The 17,586-nt window shown below is 39.8% G+C and carries 16 protein-coding genes; 4 read left to right on the top strand and 12 right to left on the bottom strand.

What is annotated here, in order from left to right:
- Nucleotides 1-247 precede the first annotated feature (247 nt).
- The 5 genes from OC530_RS01880 to OC530_RS01900 form a co-directional block, all read right to left on the bottom strand.
- Nucleotides 248-1,120, bottom strand: a complete 873-nt coding sequence (locus tag OC530_RS01880) for an NAD(P)H-hydrate dehydratase (RefSeq protein WP_262079016.1) — start codon at nucleotides 1,118-1,120, stop codon at nucleotides 248-250.
- A gap of 13 nt (nucleotides 1,121-1,133) precedes the next feature.
- Nucleotides 1,134-1,955: a phosphate ABC transporter ATPase gene (locus OC530_RS01885; protein ID WP_262079018.1), complete on the bottom strand. Its 822-nt coding sequence runs from the start codon at nucleotides 1,953-1,955 to the stop codon at nucleotides 1,134-1,136.
- A gap of 136 nt (nucleotides 1,956-2,091) precedes the next feature.
- Nucleotides 2,092-2,949 (bottom strand): bifunctional methylenetetrahydrofolate dehydrogenase/methenyltetrahydrofolate cyclohydrolase, encoded by an 858-nt coding sequence (locus OC530_RS01890; RefSeq protein WP_262079020.1) that lies wholly within the window; start codon nucleotides 2,947-2,949, stop codon nucleotides 2,092-2,094.
- 153 nt (nucleotides 2,950-3,102) lie between these two features.
- Nucleotides 3,103-3,837 carry an amino acid ABC transporter ATP-binding protein gene (locus tag OC530_RS01895; RefSeq protein WP_262079022.1) on the bottom strand — a complete coding sequence of 245 codons (735 nt, stop codon included), beginning with the start codon at nucleotides 3,835-3,837 and terminating at the stop codon, nucleotides 3,103-3,105.
- Nucleotides 3,837-4,520 carry an amino acid ABC transporter permease gene (locus OC530_RS01900; RefSeq protein WP_001011642.1) on the bottom strand — a complete coding sequence of 228 codons (684 nt, stop codon included), beginning with the start codon at nucleotides 4,518-4,520 and terminating at the stop codon, nucleotides 3,837-3,839. The genes OC530_RS01895 and OC530_RS01900 overlap by 1 nt, the downstream gene beginning before the upstream one ends.
- Before the next feature lie 189 nt (nucleotides 4,521-4,709).
- Between OC530_RS01900 and OC530_RS01905 the strand changes: the two genes are divergently transcribed.
- The 3 genes from OC530_RS01905 (at nucleotide 4,710) to OC530_RS01915 (ending at nucleotide 8,012) form a co-directional block, all read left to right on the top strand.
- Nucleotides 4,710-4,940: a DUF1797 family protein gene (locus tag OC530_RS01905; RefSeq protein ID WP_000443574.1), complete on the top strand. Its 231-nt coding sequence runs from the start codon at nucleotides 4,710-4,712 to the stop codon at nucleotides 4,938-4,940.
- Between the two features lie 230 nt (nucleotides 4,941-5,170).
- Nucleotides 5,171-7,429 (top strand): ATP-dependent Clp protease ATP-binding subunit, encoded by a 2,259-nt coding sequence (locus OC530_RS01910; RefSeq protein WP_262079025.1) that lies wholly within the window; start codon nucleotides 5,171-5,173, stop codon nucleotides 7,427-7,429.
- Nucleotides 7,430-7,559: 130 nt separating this feature from the next.
- Complete coding sequence (locus OC530_RS01915) at nucleotides 7,560-8,012, top strand: NUDIX hydrolase (protein ID WP_000013080.1); 453 nt, start codon at nucleotides 7,560-7,562, stop codon at nucleotides 8,010-8,012.
- Here the strand turns inward: OC530_RS01915 and OC530_RS01920 are convergent.
- Nucleotides 8,009-8,155 carry a hypothetical protein gene (locus OC530_RS01920; RefSeq protein ID WP_000693452.1) on the bottom strand — a complete coding sequence of 49 codons (147 nt, stop codon included), beginning with the start codon at nucleotides 8,153-8,155 and terminating at the stop codon, nucleotides 8,009-8,011. The two genes, OC530_RS01915 and OC530_RS01920, sit on opposite strands and share 4 nt — an antisense overlap.
- Before the next feature lie 67 nt (nucleotides 8,156-8,222).
- Between OC530_RS01920 and OC530_RS01925 the strand changes: the two genes are divergently transcribed.
- The gene (locus OC530_RS01925) at nucleotides 8,223-8,522 is read left to right on the top strand and encodes a DUF1827 family protein (RefSeq protein WP_000767194.1); all 300 of its coding nucleotides are present in this window, start codon (nucleotides 8,223-8,225) and stop codon (nucleotides 8,520-8,522) included.
- 185 nt (nucleotides 8,523-8,707) lie between these two features.
- On the opposite strand, the gene ezrA is transcribed toward OC530_RS01925, so the two are convergent.
- The 6 genes from ezrA to OC530_RS01955 all read right to left on the bottom strand — a co-directional run bounded on the left by ezrA (nucleotide 8,708) and on the right by OC530_RS01955 (nucleotide 17,401).
- Nucleotides 8,708-10,435, bottom strand: coding sequence for a septation ring formation regulator EzrA (ezrA, locus tag OC530_RS01930; protein WP_262079029.1), 1,728 nt, complete (start codon nucleotides 10,433-10,435; stop codon nucleotides 8,708-8,710).
- Between the two features lie 81 nt (nucleotides 10,436-10,516).
- Nucleotides 10,517-12,463: a DNA topoisomerase (ATP-hydrolyzing) subunit B gene (gyrB, locus tag OC530_RS01935; RefSeq protein ID WP_262079031.1), complete on the bottom strand. Its 1,947-nt coding sequence runs from the start codon at nucleotides 12,461-12,463 to the stop codon at nucleotides 10,517-10,519.
- 14 nt (nucleotides 12,464-12,477) lie between these two features.
- The gene (locus OC530_RS01940) at nucleotides 12,478-13,041 is read right to left on the bottom strand and encodes an HAD family hydrolase (RefSeq protein WP_262079033.1); all 564 of its coding nucleotides are present in this window, start codon (nucleotides 13,039-13,041) and stop codon (nucleotides 12,478-12,480) included.
- A gap of 84 nt (nucleotides 13,042-13,125) precedes the next feature.
- Nucleotides 13,126-13,680 carry a DJ-1 family glyoxalase III gene (locus OC530_RS01945; protein WP_262079035.1) on the bottom strand — a complete coding sequence of 185 codons (555 nt, stop codon included), beginning with the start codon at nucleotides 13,678-13,680 and terminating at the stop codon, nucleotides 13,126-13,128.
- Nucleotides 13,681-13,690: 10 nt separating this feature from the next.
- A complete protein-coding gene (locus tag OC530_RS01950; RefSeq protein WP_262079037.1) occupies nucleotides 13,691-14,914 on the bottom strand; it encodes an FtsW/RodA/SpoVE family cell cycle protein in 1,224 nt (407 codons plus the stop codon).
- 36 nt (nucleotides 14,915-14,950) lie between these two features.
- Nucleotides 14,951-17,401, bottom strand: a complete 2,451-nt coding sequence (locus tag OC530_RS01955; protein ID WP_262079039.1) for a bifunctional DnaQ family exonuclease/ATP-dependent helicase — start codon at nucleotides 17,399-17,401, stop codon at nucleotides 14,951-14,953.
- Nucleotides 17,402-17,586: the final 185 nt, after the last annotated feature.

Genomic DNA, 17,586 nt, shown 5'->3' on the forward strand with positions numbered 1-17,586 from the left:
CTATGAAACCGCTTTTTATTCAAGTGAAAAGATCAAATTTACATTTTTCATCAATCTTTCTTTAAAAATATGCATTTTCTTTTTACCAAACGAATAAAAATGAGTTTATCTTTTATGTATTTGATTTGTTCATCTCTTTCCAGTTCCAAAAATAAGACCTTAACTTTGATACGTCTAGTTTAGCATTAAAGCAGGCGCATTTCAAGAATCATAAATTAAGAGAAGGAAGTAGGTTTATCTATCTATTTTAAACAAGTTTATCTTTGCTTACCCTCTCTTGTTGACAAATAATTTTCATTACTTTAGGAAGACAATTACTAATTCCCGTCGGCAAGACCACATACTGTTCTTGAGATAGTTCTTGGGCTATAGCTGAATGAAGATGAGTCGCTACTGCCACACTCTCGTAGAGACTGGCTTGTTTAAACTGGCCTGCAAATCCTGCAATCATCCCAGCCAGAGTATCTCCCATTCCCCCAGTCGCCTGATAGGGACCACCAACCTGTAACTGGTAATAATCAGACTGGCCAACTTGCCAAATACGAGTAGCTGGGCCTTTCTCCACCAAAATTGTTCCTTGAGGAAAGGAAGTCAGGGCACTAGCCGTTGCATCTTCCTTTTGCTTTTCAATCGTAATTCCAGATAATTTTTCCCATTCTTTTTGGTGAGGAGTTAGGATAAGCTGACTCGAAGGAAATGACAAACTTGTTCTAGCAAGGATGGTCAAGGCCCCTCCATCTACAATCAAAATCTGATTTTGGCTTAAGTTAGCAAAGACCTGTTTGACTAGATTTTCTCCAAAAGCATCGTCTCGTAAACCAGGTCCCAGCAAGACAATTTCTGCCTTCTCCAATTGCTCTTTTAACAACTGCTGGTCTTGAAGAGAAAAGGCCATAGCCTCAGGTAAATGGCTGTGCAGAGCTGGAATATTTTCCCTGTCCGTTCCAACGGTCACCAATCCTGCACCACTCTTAACAGCAGCTAGTGCAGCCATAATGATAGCACCTCCATAAGGATAAGTCCCACCAAGCAACAGCAGACGACCGTAGTCCCCTTTATGACTTGTACAAGAACGTTCAATAATGACTTTTTCTAGTAAGGCTTGATCAATCACTTTCATCGTTTTTCCTCAACTATCCTTTACCTGATCGTTTTAAAACAATCCGATATACTTTTTTAACCCACTCCTCCAAACCTTCTCCATCATGGTCAAGATAATACACCCTATCCAGTAATTGACTTGGAATAATATTTTCAAATTGGCTCTTATTATGAGTTGGAATAATGCAAATATACAACTCACTAAATAAATTCAATATGTCCTTAATTTTTGCAACATGGTAGCCATCAAACATATAACCTGGTGCTTGAATTAATTCTTCATACAGAAAATGAAAACTCACTCCAGGAATAAACTTGTCTTGTAATTCTTTCTCTGAAGGAGCTCGACCTAATAAACGCTCCATCGCTAATCGATAACCAGAACTTGTATTTGACCACCCTAACATGACATAGTCAAAATAATCTATCGGATCCGATGCAGCATTTCTACTATCCAAAACCAACTCCTCAGCATCTCGCCCAAAGGCTTTCACAGCAGATAAGAGCTGACCTGTTTTAAAGATAGAAATAGCTGCATCTATAGTCGTAGTATGACTACAGTAGTCTGAAGTCACTAACCTCTTATGTAGATCATAAGTCGAGGCTACTCTTTTATCTGTAGGGGTAAATGGTGGCAGAAAGGGATGCTGACAGATGTGATTCAAAATTTCTTTTTTTAAACAAGAATCAGCACACTCAATACTTGTTTGACGTTTATGAAGTTTTTCGTAAGCTATAAATTTAGCAATTTTTTCTAATTCCCACTCTTGAATATTTGGATAATCAATTAGTGATAAGTAGTATATTCCATCCCATTGTAAACTATATTCCCCATTATAAATTTTTAAAATCATCTAATCACCTCACTCCATTATACAACAAAAAGGAGGCGCAGACCTCCTTTTATAAACTTATTTCTAAAATTTAATACTCATTTCTGCCATTTCAGATATAGCTATAGAAAATACACTCTCTTCAGCGATTTTTCTCTTATTTTCTATCCAATGTCCGAAGTGCTGCTTGATAAGTTTGCTCCATCAGCATAGTAATGGTCATAGGACCGACACCTCCAGGGACTGGCGTAATATGGCTAGCAAGTGGGGCAACTGCCTCATAATCCACATCCCCACAAAGCTTGCCATTTTCATCTCGGTTCATCCCAACGTCAATGACTACCGCACCGGGTTTCACAAAGTCAGCAGTAACAAACTTGGCGCGACCGATTGCTACTACAAGAATATCCGCTTTTGCAGCCACCTTAGCGAGATTATGGGTGCGTGAGTGAGTCAAGGTCACTGTAGCATTCTTTGCCAAAAGAAGCTGGGCCATGGGTTTTCCAACGATATTAGAACGACCGATGACGACCGCATTTTTACCTTCCAAGTCAATCCCATATTCATGAAATATTTCCATAATTCCTGCAGGTGTTGATGGAATCATAACTGGATGTCCAGACCAAAGGCGTCCCATATTTAGAGGATGGAAACCATCCACATCCTTTTCTGGGTCAATAGCCAATAGAACCGCCTCTTCATCGATATGTTTTGGTAATGGCAACTGAACCAAAATCCCATGCCAAGCTGGATCTTGATTGTATTTGGCAATCAAGTCTAACAATTCCTCTTGAGTAATGGTCTCTGGAACTCGCACTACTTCGCTACGGAAACCGGCCGCAAGAGCTGACCTCTCCTTGTTGCGAACGTAGACTTGGCTGGCTGGATTGTCCCCAACCAAAATTACTACCAAACCAGGCACTAGATCTGTTTCTTCCTTTAATTTTGTAGTCTTTTCAGCCAACTGCCCCTGCAATTTGGTCGCTAAAGCTTTCCCATCAATAATCTGTGTCATATCACTTCTCTTTTCTTTCAAATATCTTCCATTATACCAAAAACTGCTAGTACCCTCTAACACTTCTTTTCTAGGCAATCCTATAGTTTCAAACTATAAGAAAAAGCTCTGGTTGAGCTTTTCACTAATCTTGTCTTGAAATTTTAAAATAGATTATAAAACCTTACTCAAGAAATCTTTAGTTCGTTGTTCTTGGGTTTGTTCAAAAATCTGCTCAGGTGTTCCGTCTTCAACAACCACACCGTCTGCCATAAAGATGACACGGTCTGCCACCTCACGGGCAAATCCCATCTCATGCGTTACGATAACCATGGTCATTCCTGTCTTGGCAAGGTCTTGCATAACAGCCAATACCTCACCTACCATCTCAGGGTCCAAGGCTGAAGTTGGCTCATCAAAGAGCAAAACATCAGGTTCCATGGCCAACCCACGCGCGATGGCAATCCGTTGTTGCTGGCCACCTGACAAACTCTGTGGATAAGCATCTGCCTTATCTGGCAAACCAACTTTTTCCAAAAGCTCTTGGGCTCTCTTCTCAGCAACAGCCTTGCTTTCACCTTTGGTCTTGATAGGTGACAAGGTGATATTTTCCATCACAGTCATATTAGGAAAGAGATTGAATTGTTGGAAAACCATGCCCATCTTCTCACGCATGGCAAACAGGTCATTCTTCTTGTCCGTAATATCAACTCCCTCAAAGATAACCTTCCCCTTGGTTGCTTCTTCCAACAAATTCATAGAGCGAAGCAAGGTAGATTTCCCGCTCCCTGAAGGACCGATGATAACGACAACTTCTCCTCTTTTAATCTCGAGGTTGATGCCCTTCAATACTTCATTCTTTCCAAATGATTTATGTAAATTTTCAATTTTTATCAAGGTTTCTGTCATTATTTTTTATCTCCTTGTCCCATACGTTTTTCAAAAGCTTTCAAGGCTACTGTCAAAATAGAGGTCATAATCAAGTAGTAAAAGGCTGCAAATAAAAGTGGTGTTAAAGGTAGATAGGTTGTTGTGGAAACTGTTGTAGCTCCATTCCACAACTCCATAACACCGATAGCTGATAAGAGGGAGCTGTCCTTGATAATGGTAATAAATTCGTTCCCCAATGCTGGCAAGATATTTTTGATTGCTTGTGGCAAAATCACATATCTCATAGCGTTTTTAGGACGAATCCCTAACGAATAAGCTGCCTCTAGCTGACCTTTTGGAACCGCATTGATTCCTGCACGAACAGTCTCAGAAACATAAGCACCACTATTCATAGAGATAATCAAAATCCCTGGAATCAGACGAGAAAGGTCAACACCCAAAATTCCAACCTGAATAGTCGGAGCATTGATATGCATAAGGGCAAAGGCAATCATAATCTGAACCATCATCGGTGTCCCACGGAAAATCCAAACGTACAAGTTGGCGAGCCAAACAAGCGGTTTAAACTTTGAACGTTGCCCAAAAGCCAAGACAACACCCAAAATAGTTCCCAAAAAGACAACACAGATAGAAATGAGAACCGTCACAACAGCCCCATAGTTAAAATAAGGTAAATACTTAGGTAAAAAAGAAAAATTCATAGTCACACTGCTTTCTAAAATAGAGTACTGTATGATTATAACATGCATTGAATTAAAATTCAAATCTTTTATCCAATTTATTTAAAAATCTTTAAACTAGCAGAATTAGCGAGAAATCTTAGTTTTTTCTAGTCAAGTTGGCCTCCTTTATGGTAAAATAGTAACGATAAGAAATGAAGGAGAATCAAAATGGAATCACATTTGGTTAGAATCATCAACCGCCTTGAAGCAATGGCAAACGATGGCGGAAATTTAAAACGTAATTTTGAACGCGAAGGAGTTGTTGTTGCAGAAGTTGCGTACAGCCACGACGAAGAAAACGGCTCAATCTTTACCCTTCGTGACGTAGAAGCTCGCGAAACTTATACTTTTGATAGCATTGACTTAATTGCAATGGAGATTTACGAACTCCTTTACTAATGTAAAACAAGCAGGATTACCCCCTGCATGTCTAACCAAAATCCTTTTTGTCTCACAAATAGGATTTTTTTTATAGTCCAAATTCACAAAGATCTTCGTTGTAACAACTTCTCAAAGCTGCAATGTTTTTACTTGCTTTACACCCCAATCCTGTTATAATGAGAGTATAGAAATTTGACTATTTTTGACCTTTGAACAGGTCAGGCTAAAGAAAGAAATGAGGTAGATGTATGCTTTGTCAAAACTGTAAAATTAACGACTCAACAATTCATCTTTACACCAATCTCAATGGAAAACAAAAACAAATTGACCTCTGTCAAAACTGCTACAAGATTATCAAGACTGATCCTAATAACAGTCTTTTTAAAGGCATGACGGATCTGAACAATCGTGACTTTGATCCCTTTGGCGATTTCTTCAATGACCTAAACAATTTCAGGCCTTCTAACAATACTCCTCCAACTCCCCCAACCCAATCAGGTGGAGGTTACGGTGGAAACGGCGGTTATGGTTCTCAAAATCGTGGACCTGCTCAAACTCCGCCACCTAGCCAAGAAAAAGGGCTGCTGGAAGAATTTGGTATCAACGTAACTGAGATTGCCCGTCGTGGAGACATTGACCCCGTTATTGGGCGCGACGATGAGATTATCCGTGTCATCGAGATTCTCAATCGTAGAACCAAGAATAATCCTGTCCTTATCGGTGAACCTGGTGTCGGAAAAACGGCCGTTGTCGAAGGCCTAGCTCAGAAAATCATCGATGGCGATGTGCCACATAAACTCCAAGGTAAACAAGTTATCCGTCTGGATGTGGTTAGCCTGGTTCAAGGAACGGGTATCCGTGGACAATTTGAAGAACGCATGCAAAAACTCATGGAAGAAATTCGCAAACGTGAGGACATCATCCTCTTTATCGATGAAATCCATGAAATTGTCGGTGCTGGTTCTGCAGGCGATGGCAATATGGATGCAGGAAATATCCTCAAGCCCGCCCTTGCTCGTGGGGAACTGCAACTGGTCGGTGCTACTACCCTCAATGAATACCGTATCATTGAAAAGGATGCTGCCCTAGAGCGTCGTATGCAACCTGTTAAGGTCGATGAACCAACAGTGGAAGAAACAATCACTATCCTCAAAGGTATTCAAAAGAAATACGAAGACTACCACCACGTTCAGTATACCGATGCTGCAATTGAAGCAGCTGCAACTCTTTCCAATCGTTACATCCAAGATCGCTTCTTGCCTGATAAGGCCATTGACCTCCTAGATGAAGCTGGTTCTAAGATGAACTTGACCTTGAATTTTGTGGATCCTAAAGTAATTGATCAACGCTTGATTGAGGCTGAAAATCTTAAATCTCAAGCTACACGAGAGGAAGATTTTGAGAAGGCGGCTTATTTCCGCGATCAGATTGCCAAATATAAGGAAATGCAAAAGAAAAAGGTCACAGACCAAGATACACCTATCATCAGTGAGAAAACCATTGAGCACATTATCGAACAGAAAACCAACATCCCTGTTGGTGATTTAAAAGAGAAAGAACAATCTCAACTCATCCATCTAGCCGAAGATCTCAAGTCTCATGTTATTGGCCAAGATGATGCTGTCGATAAGATTGCCAAGGCTATTCGCCGGAATCGTGTCGGTCTCGGTACGCCTAACCGCCCAATCGGAAGCTTCCTCTTCGTCGGACCAACTGGTGTCGGTAAGACAGAACTTTCCAAACAACTAGCTATCGAACTCTTTGGTTCTGCTGACAGCATGATTCGCTTTGATATGAGTGAATATATGGAAAAACACAGCGTTGCTAAGTTGGTCGGCGCCCCTCCAGGTTATGTTGGTTACGATGAGGCTGGGCAATTAACTGAAAAAGTTCGCCGCAATCCCTATTCTCTTATTCTCTTGGATGAAGTAGAGAAAGCCCATCCAGATGTTATGCACATGTTCCTCCAGGTCTTGGACGATGGTCGTTTGACAGATGGGCAAGGACGTACCGTTAGCTTCAAGGATGCCATCATCATCATGACTTCAAATGCAGGTACAGGTAAGGCAGAAGCCAGCGTTGGATTTGGAGCAGCTCGCGAAGGACGTACCAACTCTGTTCTCGGTGAACTCGGCAACTTCTTTAGCCCAGAGTTTATGAACCGTTTTGATGGTATTATCGAATTTAAGGCTCTCAGCAAGGACAACCTCCTTCAGATTGTCGAGCTTATGCTAGCAGACGTTAATAAGCGCCTTTCTAGCAACAACATTCATTTAGATGTAACTGACAAGGTCAAGGAAAAGTTGGTTGACCTCGGCTATGATCCAAAAATGGGGGCACGCCCACTTCGTCGTACTATTCAAGACTATATAGAGGACGCAATCACTGACTACTACCTTGAAAATCCAAGCGAAAAAGATCTCAAAGCAGTTATGACTAGCAAGGGAAACATTCAGATTAAATCTGCCAAAAAAGCTGAAGTTAAAACTTCTGAAAAAGAAAAATAAATCCTATATAAAAGAAGTAGAAAATGAAATTTTTCTGCTTCTTTTTTACTAAAATAACTGTAATTTCTTGACAGCTTGCTCTTTGTCCATTATGATAATAATAACGATACTAGATAGTGAGGAAAATGCAATGGCAAACCCAACTTTCGGAGAAAAAAAAGCGAATACAGACTATGTTGCACGCTATGGAGTGTATGCAGTTATCCCTGACGCTGAACAAAAACAAATAGTTTTAGTTCAAGCTCCTAATGGTGCTTGGTTCTTACCAGGTGGCGAAATTGAATCAGGTGAAAATCATCAGGAAGCTCTAAAGCGTGAATTGATTGAAGAGCTTGGTTTCACAGCTGAAATTGGTACTTATTACGGACAAGCTGACGAATATTTCTACTCTCGTCATCGTGACACCTACTACTACAATCCTGCCTACCTCTATGAAGCGACTTCTTTCAAAGAAGTGCAAAAGCCACTAGAAGACTTTAATCATATTGCCTGGTTCCCTATTGATGAGGCTATTGAAAATCTCAAACGTGGTAGCCATAAATGGGCCATCCAATCTTGGAAAAAACAGCATAAGATTGGCTAATACTCTTCGAAAATCTCTTCAAACCACGTCAGCGTCGCCTTACCGTAGATATGGTCACTGACTTCGTCAGTCTTATCTACAACCTCAAAACTGTGTTTTGAGCAGCCTACGGCTAGCTTCCTAGTTTGCTCTTTGATTTTCATTGAGTATAAATCAAGCGACTTTATTCAAAAAGTGCTATAATAGAATTAGAAAATCGGAGGAAATATTATGAAGCTTATCAATACGACAAACTCACACTCGCAACTTGTAAAAAGCCAGCTAGAAAGTACAGATGCAACCCTTGTTGAGGTTTATTCTGCAGGGAATACAGATGTTATTTTTACCCAAGCTCCGCTTCACTATGAAATCCTCATCTCAAACAAACACCGTGCTATTCGTGAGCCTGAAATCGAAACCATTCAAGAATTTTTCTTGAAACGTAAAATTGATAAGGACTCTATTGATGAAGCCAATATCAAGACACTCTACTCAGAGAAATTAATTGGAATTTCAATCCCAATCAAGTAAGGAAATTGAGTAAAAACTCGACTTGAGCGAAAGTCCAATAAGTCTTTCCATAATAAAACGCATAGTAGCAAGAGTTTCTACACCTGCTATTATGCGTTTTTATCATTTTGAATCCTTTTGCTCACGATACTACTATAGAAAAAGATTTGATTCTGCTTCTCACACAATCAAATCTTTTTCTTTTATTAAAAACGAATCGTTTCACGTGTTTTCTCATATGAGGTAACAAAGCGGTTGGTTACACCAGGCTCTGCCACTTCCAATGCTTGAGAAATCTTGTCAAATGAAGCGTGATAATCAAATTCTTTTTCAAAAATCTCTAAAGCTTCGTTAAATGCTTCTTGAATGCGTTCATCAAATGAGCGATAGCGGTTAGAATATTGCAAGAGTTGCTCTGTTAAAGTTGCATATTGTACAATATTATAAGTTTCCGTTTCTAAAGCTTCCATATCATTCGTTGCAATTTCAAGAACTCGGGTAACAGATTCAATGTTAATCATTTTCTGTTCTAACTCAACCATTAAATCCTCGGTATTATTGCTTGCCGTAAAGAATAACTTCAAGAAAGTTTGTGGAATACCTGGCAGATTGCGTTTTTCCATGTATCGCTTGATAGTATGGAGACGATTGACATAAACATTGGCCTTTTGACGTGCATTGATATCATCTTTCTCAATTTGTGTCAGGCGCTCACTAACTGAAATTTGCTCATCTTCAATATCTTTTAGTTGAGTTTGTAAATCCTCAAGATTTTCTTCAAGAACTGAATAAGCTTGGGTTGGTTCTTCTTGATTTGAAGTTACCTCAACAATAGCTGCCTCAAAATTCTCTAATTCTGTCTGAATACGACGAACATGGCTTGCAGCTGTCTCAGGAAGTAAATAGGTCTTGCTCAAACGTGCAATATCTTCTCCCAATAAAGTATTATTCTCTTTCATATGTTGAAGGTAAGTTGGAAGAGTTGCAAGTAGATTTTCCACTACTTTCTGAGCAGCAATTTCTCGAGTAAAAATATCATACAAGGCATTGATTTCCTCTTTTGCCTGTCCATTCTCATATTCGGCATTATCCAATTCCAACTGACGAATATTCTCTTGGTTTTTCTTGAATGCTTCATAAAGCAAGTGGAAACGTGCTTCAATATCCGTTTCAACAAAATGATAATTAGCATCAATTAGTTTACGATAACCATCTTCTAAATCTTCTAGTTGATCTGGTAGCTCTTTAGATAATGTTGTTACAATTGCTGGTATACGATCAACAATATGTGTCAAAGCCAAGATATGATTTTCAGCATTATCCAAAATCACAGCAGCTTCTACTGGGTCACCCGATGAATTCAAGGTTACAAATTGTGAAAATTCAGATTGGATATTTTCTAATTGTTTTTCAATTTCATCCAAGGCTTGACCATACTGTTCTGAATTTTCAGCAACTCTATGCTGAAGTTCCTCAAATAAATCCAAAGCATGAAGAACACGACCACTATTTTTAGATTCTTGCTTCTCTAAGTCTGCCAAAGCATTGCGAATTTCAGCAATATCTTCTTCAATCAAAGTAATTTGACTCTCAATTTGGTCAATTTGATGACTGGCCTTGAGAAAACGAAATGAATGGTTATAGCCTTCTGCTTCAAAGAGATTATTTTCAATATCGGCAAAAGAGTTGAGAGATAAATCGACCCATTTTTGATTCCATTCACGGAAAGCCACTTGACTTTGTCCAATCAAGTGCATATTTTTTACAGTTTCTACTTCATCATTTACTGGAAGATTGTATAGTTCTTCTTTTCTTTCTTCTAGCGCCTCTAATCTTCCCTCGTTTCGCTTACGTAGAAAGATTGCCACTACATAAGCCAGAACTAAAATGACTGCAATTGCAACCATTAAATAAATTAGTTGTCCATTAGACATATCAAACTCCTTTTTTACTTGAAACAATCGTAATGATTATATCATATTTTTTAGACCAAGGGAACTACTTCTCCCGATTTTTTAGACATCAAGTGTACTATAAACGGCATTTTCCTCGATAAACTCACGACGAGGTTCTACTCGATCCCCCATCAACATATCAAAGATTTTATCTGCTTCTGCAGCATCGTCCACAGAAACTCTGGCCATCAAGCGATGTTCGGGATCCATGGTTGTTTCCCATAATTGGTGATCATCCATTTCACCCAGACCCTTATAACGCTGAATGGTTGGTTTGGCACGTCCTTCACTATGGCGAGCCAAGGCTTCTTGGAGTTTAATTTCTTGATCTGCTCCTGGCTGAATATATTCTTTAATCTCGCTTCCAACCTTGACACCATAGATTGGTGGTTGGGCAATATAAACATAACCAGCTTCTAGGATTGGTTTCATATAACGATAAATCAAGGTCAAAAGAAGGGTACGAATGTGGGCTCCATCGACATCGGCATCGGTCATCAAAACGAGTTTTTGGTAACGGGCTTTTGACACATCAAATTCTGCGCCAAATCCTGTTCCCATGGCTGTGAAAAGACTACGAATTTCTTCGTTAGCTAGAATCTTATCCATACTTGCTTTTTCAACGTTCAAAATCTTACCGCGAATTGGAAGGATAGCCTGAAACTCACGGTTACGACCAGATTTGGCTGATCCACCAGCTGAGTCTCCTTCGACGATGAAGAGTTCTGTTTCAGCAGGATTGTTAGAAGAGCAGTCTGCTAGTTTCCCTGGAAGGTTGGAAATTTCCAAACCAGATTTTTTACGAGTGACTTCACGCGCACGCTTGGCAGCCACACGAGCCTTAGCAGCTAAAATCCCTTTTTCCACGATACGTTTGGCAATCTGTAGATTTTCCATGAGGAAATCGGAGAAGGCATCACTGAAGAGGCGATTGGTAATCTTGACCACTTCGCTATTCCCCAGTTTGGTCTTAGTTTGTCCTTCAAACTGTGGATTTGGGTGTTTAACTGAGATAACTGCAGTTAATCCTTCACGAACATCTTCCCCTGTTAGGTTGTCTTCATTGTCTTTTAGTAACTTATTCTTACGAGCATAATCGTTGATGACACGTGTTAAGGCTGTACGGAAACCTTGTTCATGCGTTCCACCTTCATGGGTATGAATATTATTGGCGAAACTCATGACATTTTCATGGTAACCTGTTGTGTACTGCATGGCTACCTCAACTGTGATATCATCCATCTCACCATCTGTGTAGATTGGTGTATCAAAGATTACATCCTTGTTCTCGTTGATATATTCAACATAACTAGCAATCCCACCCTCATAATGGTAATGCTTGGTTTGTTCCAAACCTTGGCGCTTATCTGTAATTGAAATTTGAAGACCGCGATTTAGAAAGGCCAACTCTTGAATCCGTTTATTTAATTTATCAAAATCAAAAGTTGTTGTTTCAGTAAAGATTTCTGGATCTGGTGTGAAGTGAACCGTTGTTCCAGTTCTATCTGTATTCCCAACCACCTCAAGGTCTGCGACAACATGACCACGACGGTATTCTTGGTAATGAATTTTACCGTTTTTGTGGACATGAACGTCTAATTGAGTGGAAAGGGCATTAACGACTGAAGACCCCACTCCGTGAAGACCACCTGAAACCTTGTATCCACCACCGCCGAACTTTCCTCCAGCATGAAGAACCGTAAAGACTGTCTCAACGGCAGGTCGACCTGTTTTTTCCTGAATATCGACTGGGATACCACGCCCATCATCGACAACAGTAATCGAATCATCTGGCTCAATAAAAACTTGAATATGGTTGGCAAATCCTGCCAAGGCCTCGTCGATTGAGTTATCAACAATTTCCCAGACTAGATGGTGAAGACCTTCTTTTGAGGTTGATCCGATATACATCCCTGGACGCATACGTACAGCCTCTAAGCCCTCTAAAACTTGAATTTGACTGGCATCATAATCCTGTGCCTGCAGATTTTTGATTTCTTCTGTCATCTTTTTCCTTTTTCTTACATGTCTAATACTTGTCTTAAATTCACGATACTGGTAAACAAGTGGGTAGCTAGTCCTGCAGATTGACCTGCTTCGATATCAATCGGCCGATCACCAATGACAAGACCAGAGCCAATCTGATATTTTTCTCTTAAATAAATCATAGACTCAGGATTTGGCTTTCTCTTAAAGCCTGAGCTAGAAGTCACTACTTCTGTAAAATAAGCTGCTATAGAGGTTTTTTCTAAAATTTCCAAAACCTGATCATTTCGATGAGAGACCAAAAAATGACGGCCACCTTGATTTGAAATGTCTTCCAATAGTTCAGAAACTCCTTCAAATAAAATCGGGTGTTCTAGCTCTCTGGCTTCATTTTCCTTGTACTTTTCTAAAAAATGCTCTAAATTGGGAGCGAATGTCTCAATCGCAAAAGGAGTAGAAACCTTTAAAGCTTGATAGACACTGTCATGATCTTGTGTGATGCCATACAATGTCAATGTTTCAACAAATGCAGCTGTTGACGTTTCATAATTATCTAGTAAAGTTCCACCTAAATCCCAGATATAATCGTGATATTTCATACCCTTCATTATAGCATTTTTTTATGAAAAAAGCGATGATTTCCCTGATTTTTCCACATAAAAAACGAGAGAATAACTCCCGTTTTACTGATTTTTACCAAAGACATCTCGATAGAGCATTCCTGTTCGCAAACTCTCTGCGTCTCCTCCTAGTTGGTCCACCAACTCGTAGGCAAAGGCAAGAGCTGTCGAAGGGCCTCGACTGGTTGTCAACTGACCATCTACCACTACTGTTTCCTTTACATATTGACCATTAAGGATTTGCTCTTGAACACCGTCATAACAAGTGTATTCCTTGTTTTTCAATACTCCAGCTTGATTGAGGGCAATTGGTGCCGCACAAATGGCCGCCAGTTTCTTCCCTTCTTGTTCGAAATTTTGCAATTCTTGAATCAAGGCCTGATTGTCACGCAAATGTGCAGAACCAGGCATCCCTCCAGGAAGGACAATCATGTCATAGTCTGATAATTCACCCTCAAAGACACGATCTGCTCTGACTTGGATTGCGTGCGAACCTGTCACTTGCTCTTCAAAACCAACCATATCACAAGTGATATCGGCACGACGCAAAACATCTACAACTGTCAAAGCTTCAATTTCTTCAAAGCCCTGAGCTAATATGACTGCTACTTTAACCATGATTTTCTCCTTATTTGATTTGTTTTAATACAACCTTTTTTCGTTTGAATCGGACTTTTCCACTCTTTTCTTCAGCTAGGTTTGTCTGGTAACTCATCGATAAAAGCAAGCCAACGCCAATCAAGTTACTGATAATCGCCGATCCTCCTTGAGAAATAAAAGGCAGGGGAATCCCAGTCAAAGGAAGCAAGCCCGTCACAGCGCCGATATTTTCAAAGATGTGGAAGAGCAACATCATAATCAAACCTGTGGAAATATAGGTGTAGAACTGGTTATTTGATTTGAGAGTAATCTTCAACATACGGTAAATGAGCATGAGATAAAGAGCAATGACAAGGACTGAGCCAATGAAGCCAAAATCTTCTGCGATAACCGTGAAAATCATATCCGACTCGCGAACTGGGATAAGCAGATTAGAAGCATTAAAACCTTGACCAAATAAGCCACCGCTCCCAATGGCAATCTGCCCTTGAGCCTGCTGGTAAGTCGTTGTTTGGGCAAACTCAAAGGGATTGAGCCAAGCCAAGATACGATTGATTTGGTAGGTCGGCATTCCTAATTGATGAAGAAAAGCCCTTCCGTCCTTGCTGATAAAAATAGCTAAGAAACCAGCAACTCCTGTTACAGCAGTCACAAATACTGGGATAATAATTTTCCAAGAAACCCCTGATAATAAAACGATTCCTGAGAAAATGGCTACAAAAACCAAAGCCGTCCCTAAGTCACTTTGAAGTGCCAAAAGAACTAGGACTGGAATGGTAAAGAGAATCATCCAGAAAATCAACAAGAAGTCCAGCGGAACTGTACGTTGCCATTCCTTATGTTTCTTTGTAAATTGGACAATGACACGGGCCAACATGAGGATATAGGATATCTTCATAAATTCTGACGGTTGGAACAAGGTGATACCATTTACCGATACCCAGTTTTTGGCACCCGTTGATGCAACTAAGCTTGGATTATAAAAGACAATCGGCAAGACCATAAGTCCCAAGCCTAAAATATATAGAAAAGGGGTCACTTTCCAAAGAAATTCTGTATTAAAGAGCATGACCACAAAACCAATCACAAGCCCCAAGGCGATCCAGGCGACCTGCTGCCCTAAAATGGGCAGAATATTGTTTGGATAATCATGACTAACAGCTATATAGATAGCCACCACGCCAATAACCAGTAGAAAAAATACTGGCAATAGCAAACTATAATCGACTCTAGAGTCGAGAGAACGTTTCATATACACTAACCTTATACTTTCATACTATACTATTTATCAAAGTTCATTTAAAAATTTATCAACAGCCTCATCAATTTCGGATTGAGAGACGGTTTTAACAGTCGCTTCTTTTGCTAGAGAAGTCACAATTTGTTTGCCATATCGCTTTCCGACAATTCTCCTATCCAAAATAAGAGTTAAGGAACGCTGGTGTTCGCGTCTCATACTTCTTCCCAAAGCCTGTTTTAAACGAATAATAGCCATGGGCAATTGATAATCATAAAAGGCATTTTTCCCTTCTTGAATTAGTTCCTGATTGATCTTTTTCGTCAAGGGTTCTTGGGGATTTTGGAAAGGAAGTCTTGGTACAACTTGAATTACAAAAGGATGACTTGAAAAATCAACTCCCTCCCAGAAACTTGCTGCTCCAAGCAGGATTTGTTGTTCACCTTTTTCAAAGCGTTTCTTTAGCTGATGAACATCCCCATTTTTATACTGGGCCAAGTGGCTAACTGGAAGTAAATCTGATACTGCTAGAAGCATGTCTTTGGCAGTAAAGAGAGCCAAAATCGGTTGCTGGAAAGCTTGAACATCCATCAGCAAATCAGCTACCTCTTTGGCGTAGACTTCTAAGGAGGTTTCTGTTACCAAGGGAAAATCTTTGACCAAGACCACTTCTTGATCCTGTTTTTTATTAGATTCAATCTTGACAAATCTGGCTTCAGGGTAACCTAAAAGGTCTGCCAAAGAAACTCTCTGACTAATCTCAAGAGTAGCCGACACTCCCAAGACTTGACATGAATCAGGCACTAAAGAAGATAGAAGAATACGGCCTGATTTTGTAGAAGAAATCTGAATTTTCTTTTGACTCGTTTCAGTTGCTTCAAGCCAGTAATCACCTTCAGCCGTAAAATAGCGAACCAGTTCCTCAAAGCCTTCTACCTCTAATTCTGAAAAATACTGGTGGAGATTGGCAAGAGAATCTAAGATATTTTTCCTAGATTTGCCAGACTGAAATTGTTCTATCAAGTAAAGACACTCAAAGCGAATACTTTCTAGTATTCGTTGTTGAACCCTGTTTTCTTCTCCTATTAAAGCCTTATCAATCAAATCGACAATAGACTGGATATCGTAGGTCTCTTGAAGCAGATTTTCTAAAGCCAACAAAACTTTTTGGACTTCATCAATAATCAATAAACGGTCACTGACAAATTCAGGATTATCTTCCAGTCTGGTTACAAGATAGGCATGATTGGTCACTAAAAGCTTGCAGGTTTGTGCCCTTTCTTGACTACGTTTCCAGAAATCTTCCGTCACAAATAAGCTCTTGGATGATAAATTCCCATCATGACGAAGGTCTGTTAGAAAATGTTGGTAACGGTAGAGTTGACCAATCTCATCCAAATCTCCTGTCTCTGTCTCAGTCAGCCAGACCAAGAGTTGCATTTTAAAGCGTCTAAATAAGCGATTTTCATCATTTTCCTGCAAGGAGCGATAAAAGGCATCTAGCTTCAGATAATTGTGTGGTCCCTTTAAACTATGAATATCTATATGAAACACATCCTTAAGATATTGACCTTCTTCTTCCATGATTTGATTTTGAAGAATCTTTGTCGGAACGCTAAGGACAATCTGACGCTCTTTTACTTGGGACAAAGCGAGTAAGAGATAGCCATAGGTTTTCCCAATCCCTGTCGGCGCTTGAATCAGAGATACAGACTCATCTTTCAATAGCAAGCCAACCTCTTTAGCAAAACTTTCTTGTTCCTCCCTCACTTCAAGATTCAACAGAGAAATATTTTTAGAAAAATCCTGAGATAGTTTTCGTGACTCCAGAGGAACTGCAATTTTCTTGAAATACAGTCCTTGAACTTCGACCAAGTCTGGAGAAGTCAGGATAGATTGGTTGCGACAAATTTCTTCAATAACCAGGTAGGACTCATATAGGAGAGCGTCAGCCATTTCCAGCAAGCGTTCCAAGAGACCTTTCGGAAACTGGGCCATCTTTTCCCGTAAAAAAAGAAGTAATTCTGCTGTAGCTTGGGCATCTGAAAGGGCTGTGTGAGCGTGCTTTAGAGGAATTCCTAATTCCTGACACAAAATCGGCAAACTATATTTTTCCAGTTCAGGGAAAAAAACCTGAGCCAATTCGACCGTGTCAACACGAGGATTTCTTAGTTCATAGCCTTCAAAAAATAAATTTTCCGCCAAGAGATTGGCATCAAACTGAACATTATGGGCTACAAAAATCCCATCCTCCACCAAGTCAAAGATTTTTCTAGCAACTTGCGAAAAATCAGGTGCTTGCGCCAGACGTTTGTCAGTTAGCCCTGTCAATTCTTTAATATGAGCATCCAAAGGTTCGTGTGGATTGACATCCGTCGTATAGTGATCGACGATTTTTCCATCCTCAATCACAACAATTCCCACTTGGATAATTTTAGCCTTACTACCTGTGCTAGTTGCCTCTAAATCAACCACAACATAGCGATTACCAATCGTTTTCATTATAAAAAATTATACCAAAAAAAGGGCCATTTGGCACCTGCAAACATAGGATAATTTTCAAACTCAAGAACACTACTTTTCTTAAAAATCCCATCGAATAGAGCATTCTAGCCTGCTGATTTTTGTAAAATAGTGAAGAAATACGAAAAATTGAGAGAAGAAATGTTTGCATCTTCCTTCTCTCA

Source organism: Streptococcus sp. Marseille-Q5619 (genome assembly GCF_946901205.1).
In the GTDB taxonomy this organism is placed as follows: Bacteria; Bacillota; Bacilli; order Lactobacillales; family Streptococcaceae; genus Streptococcus.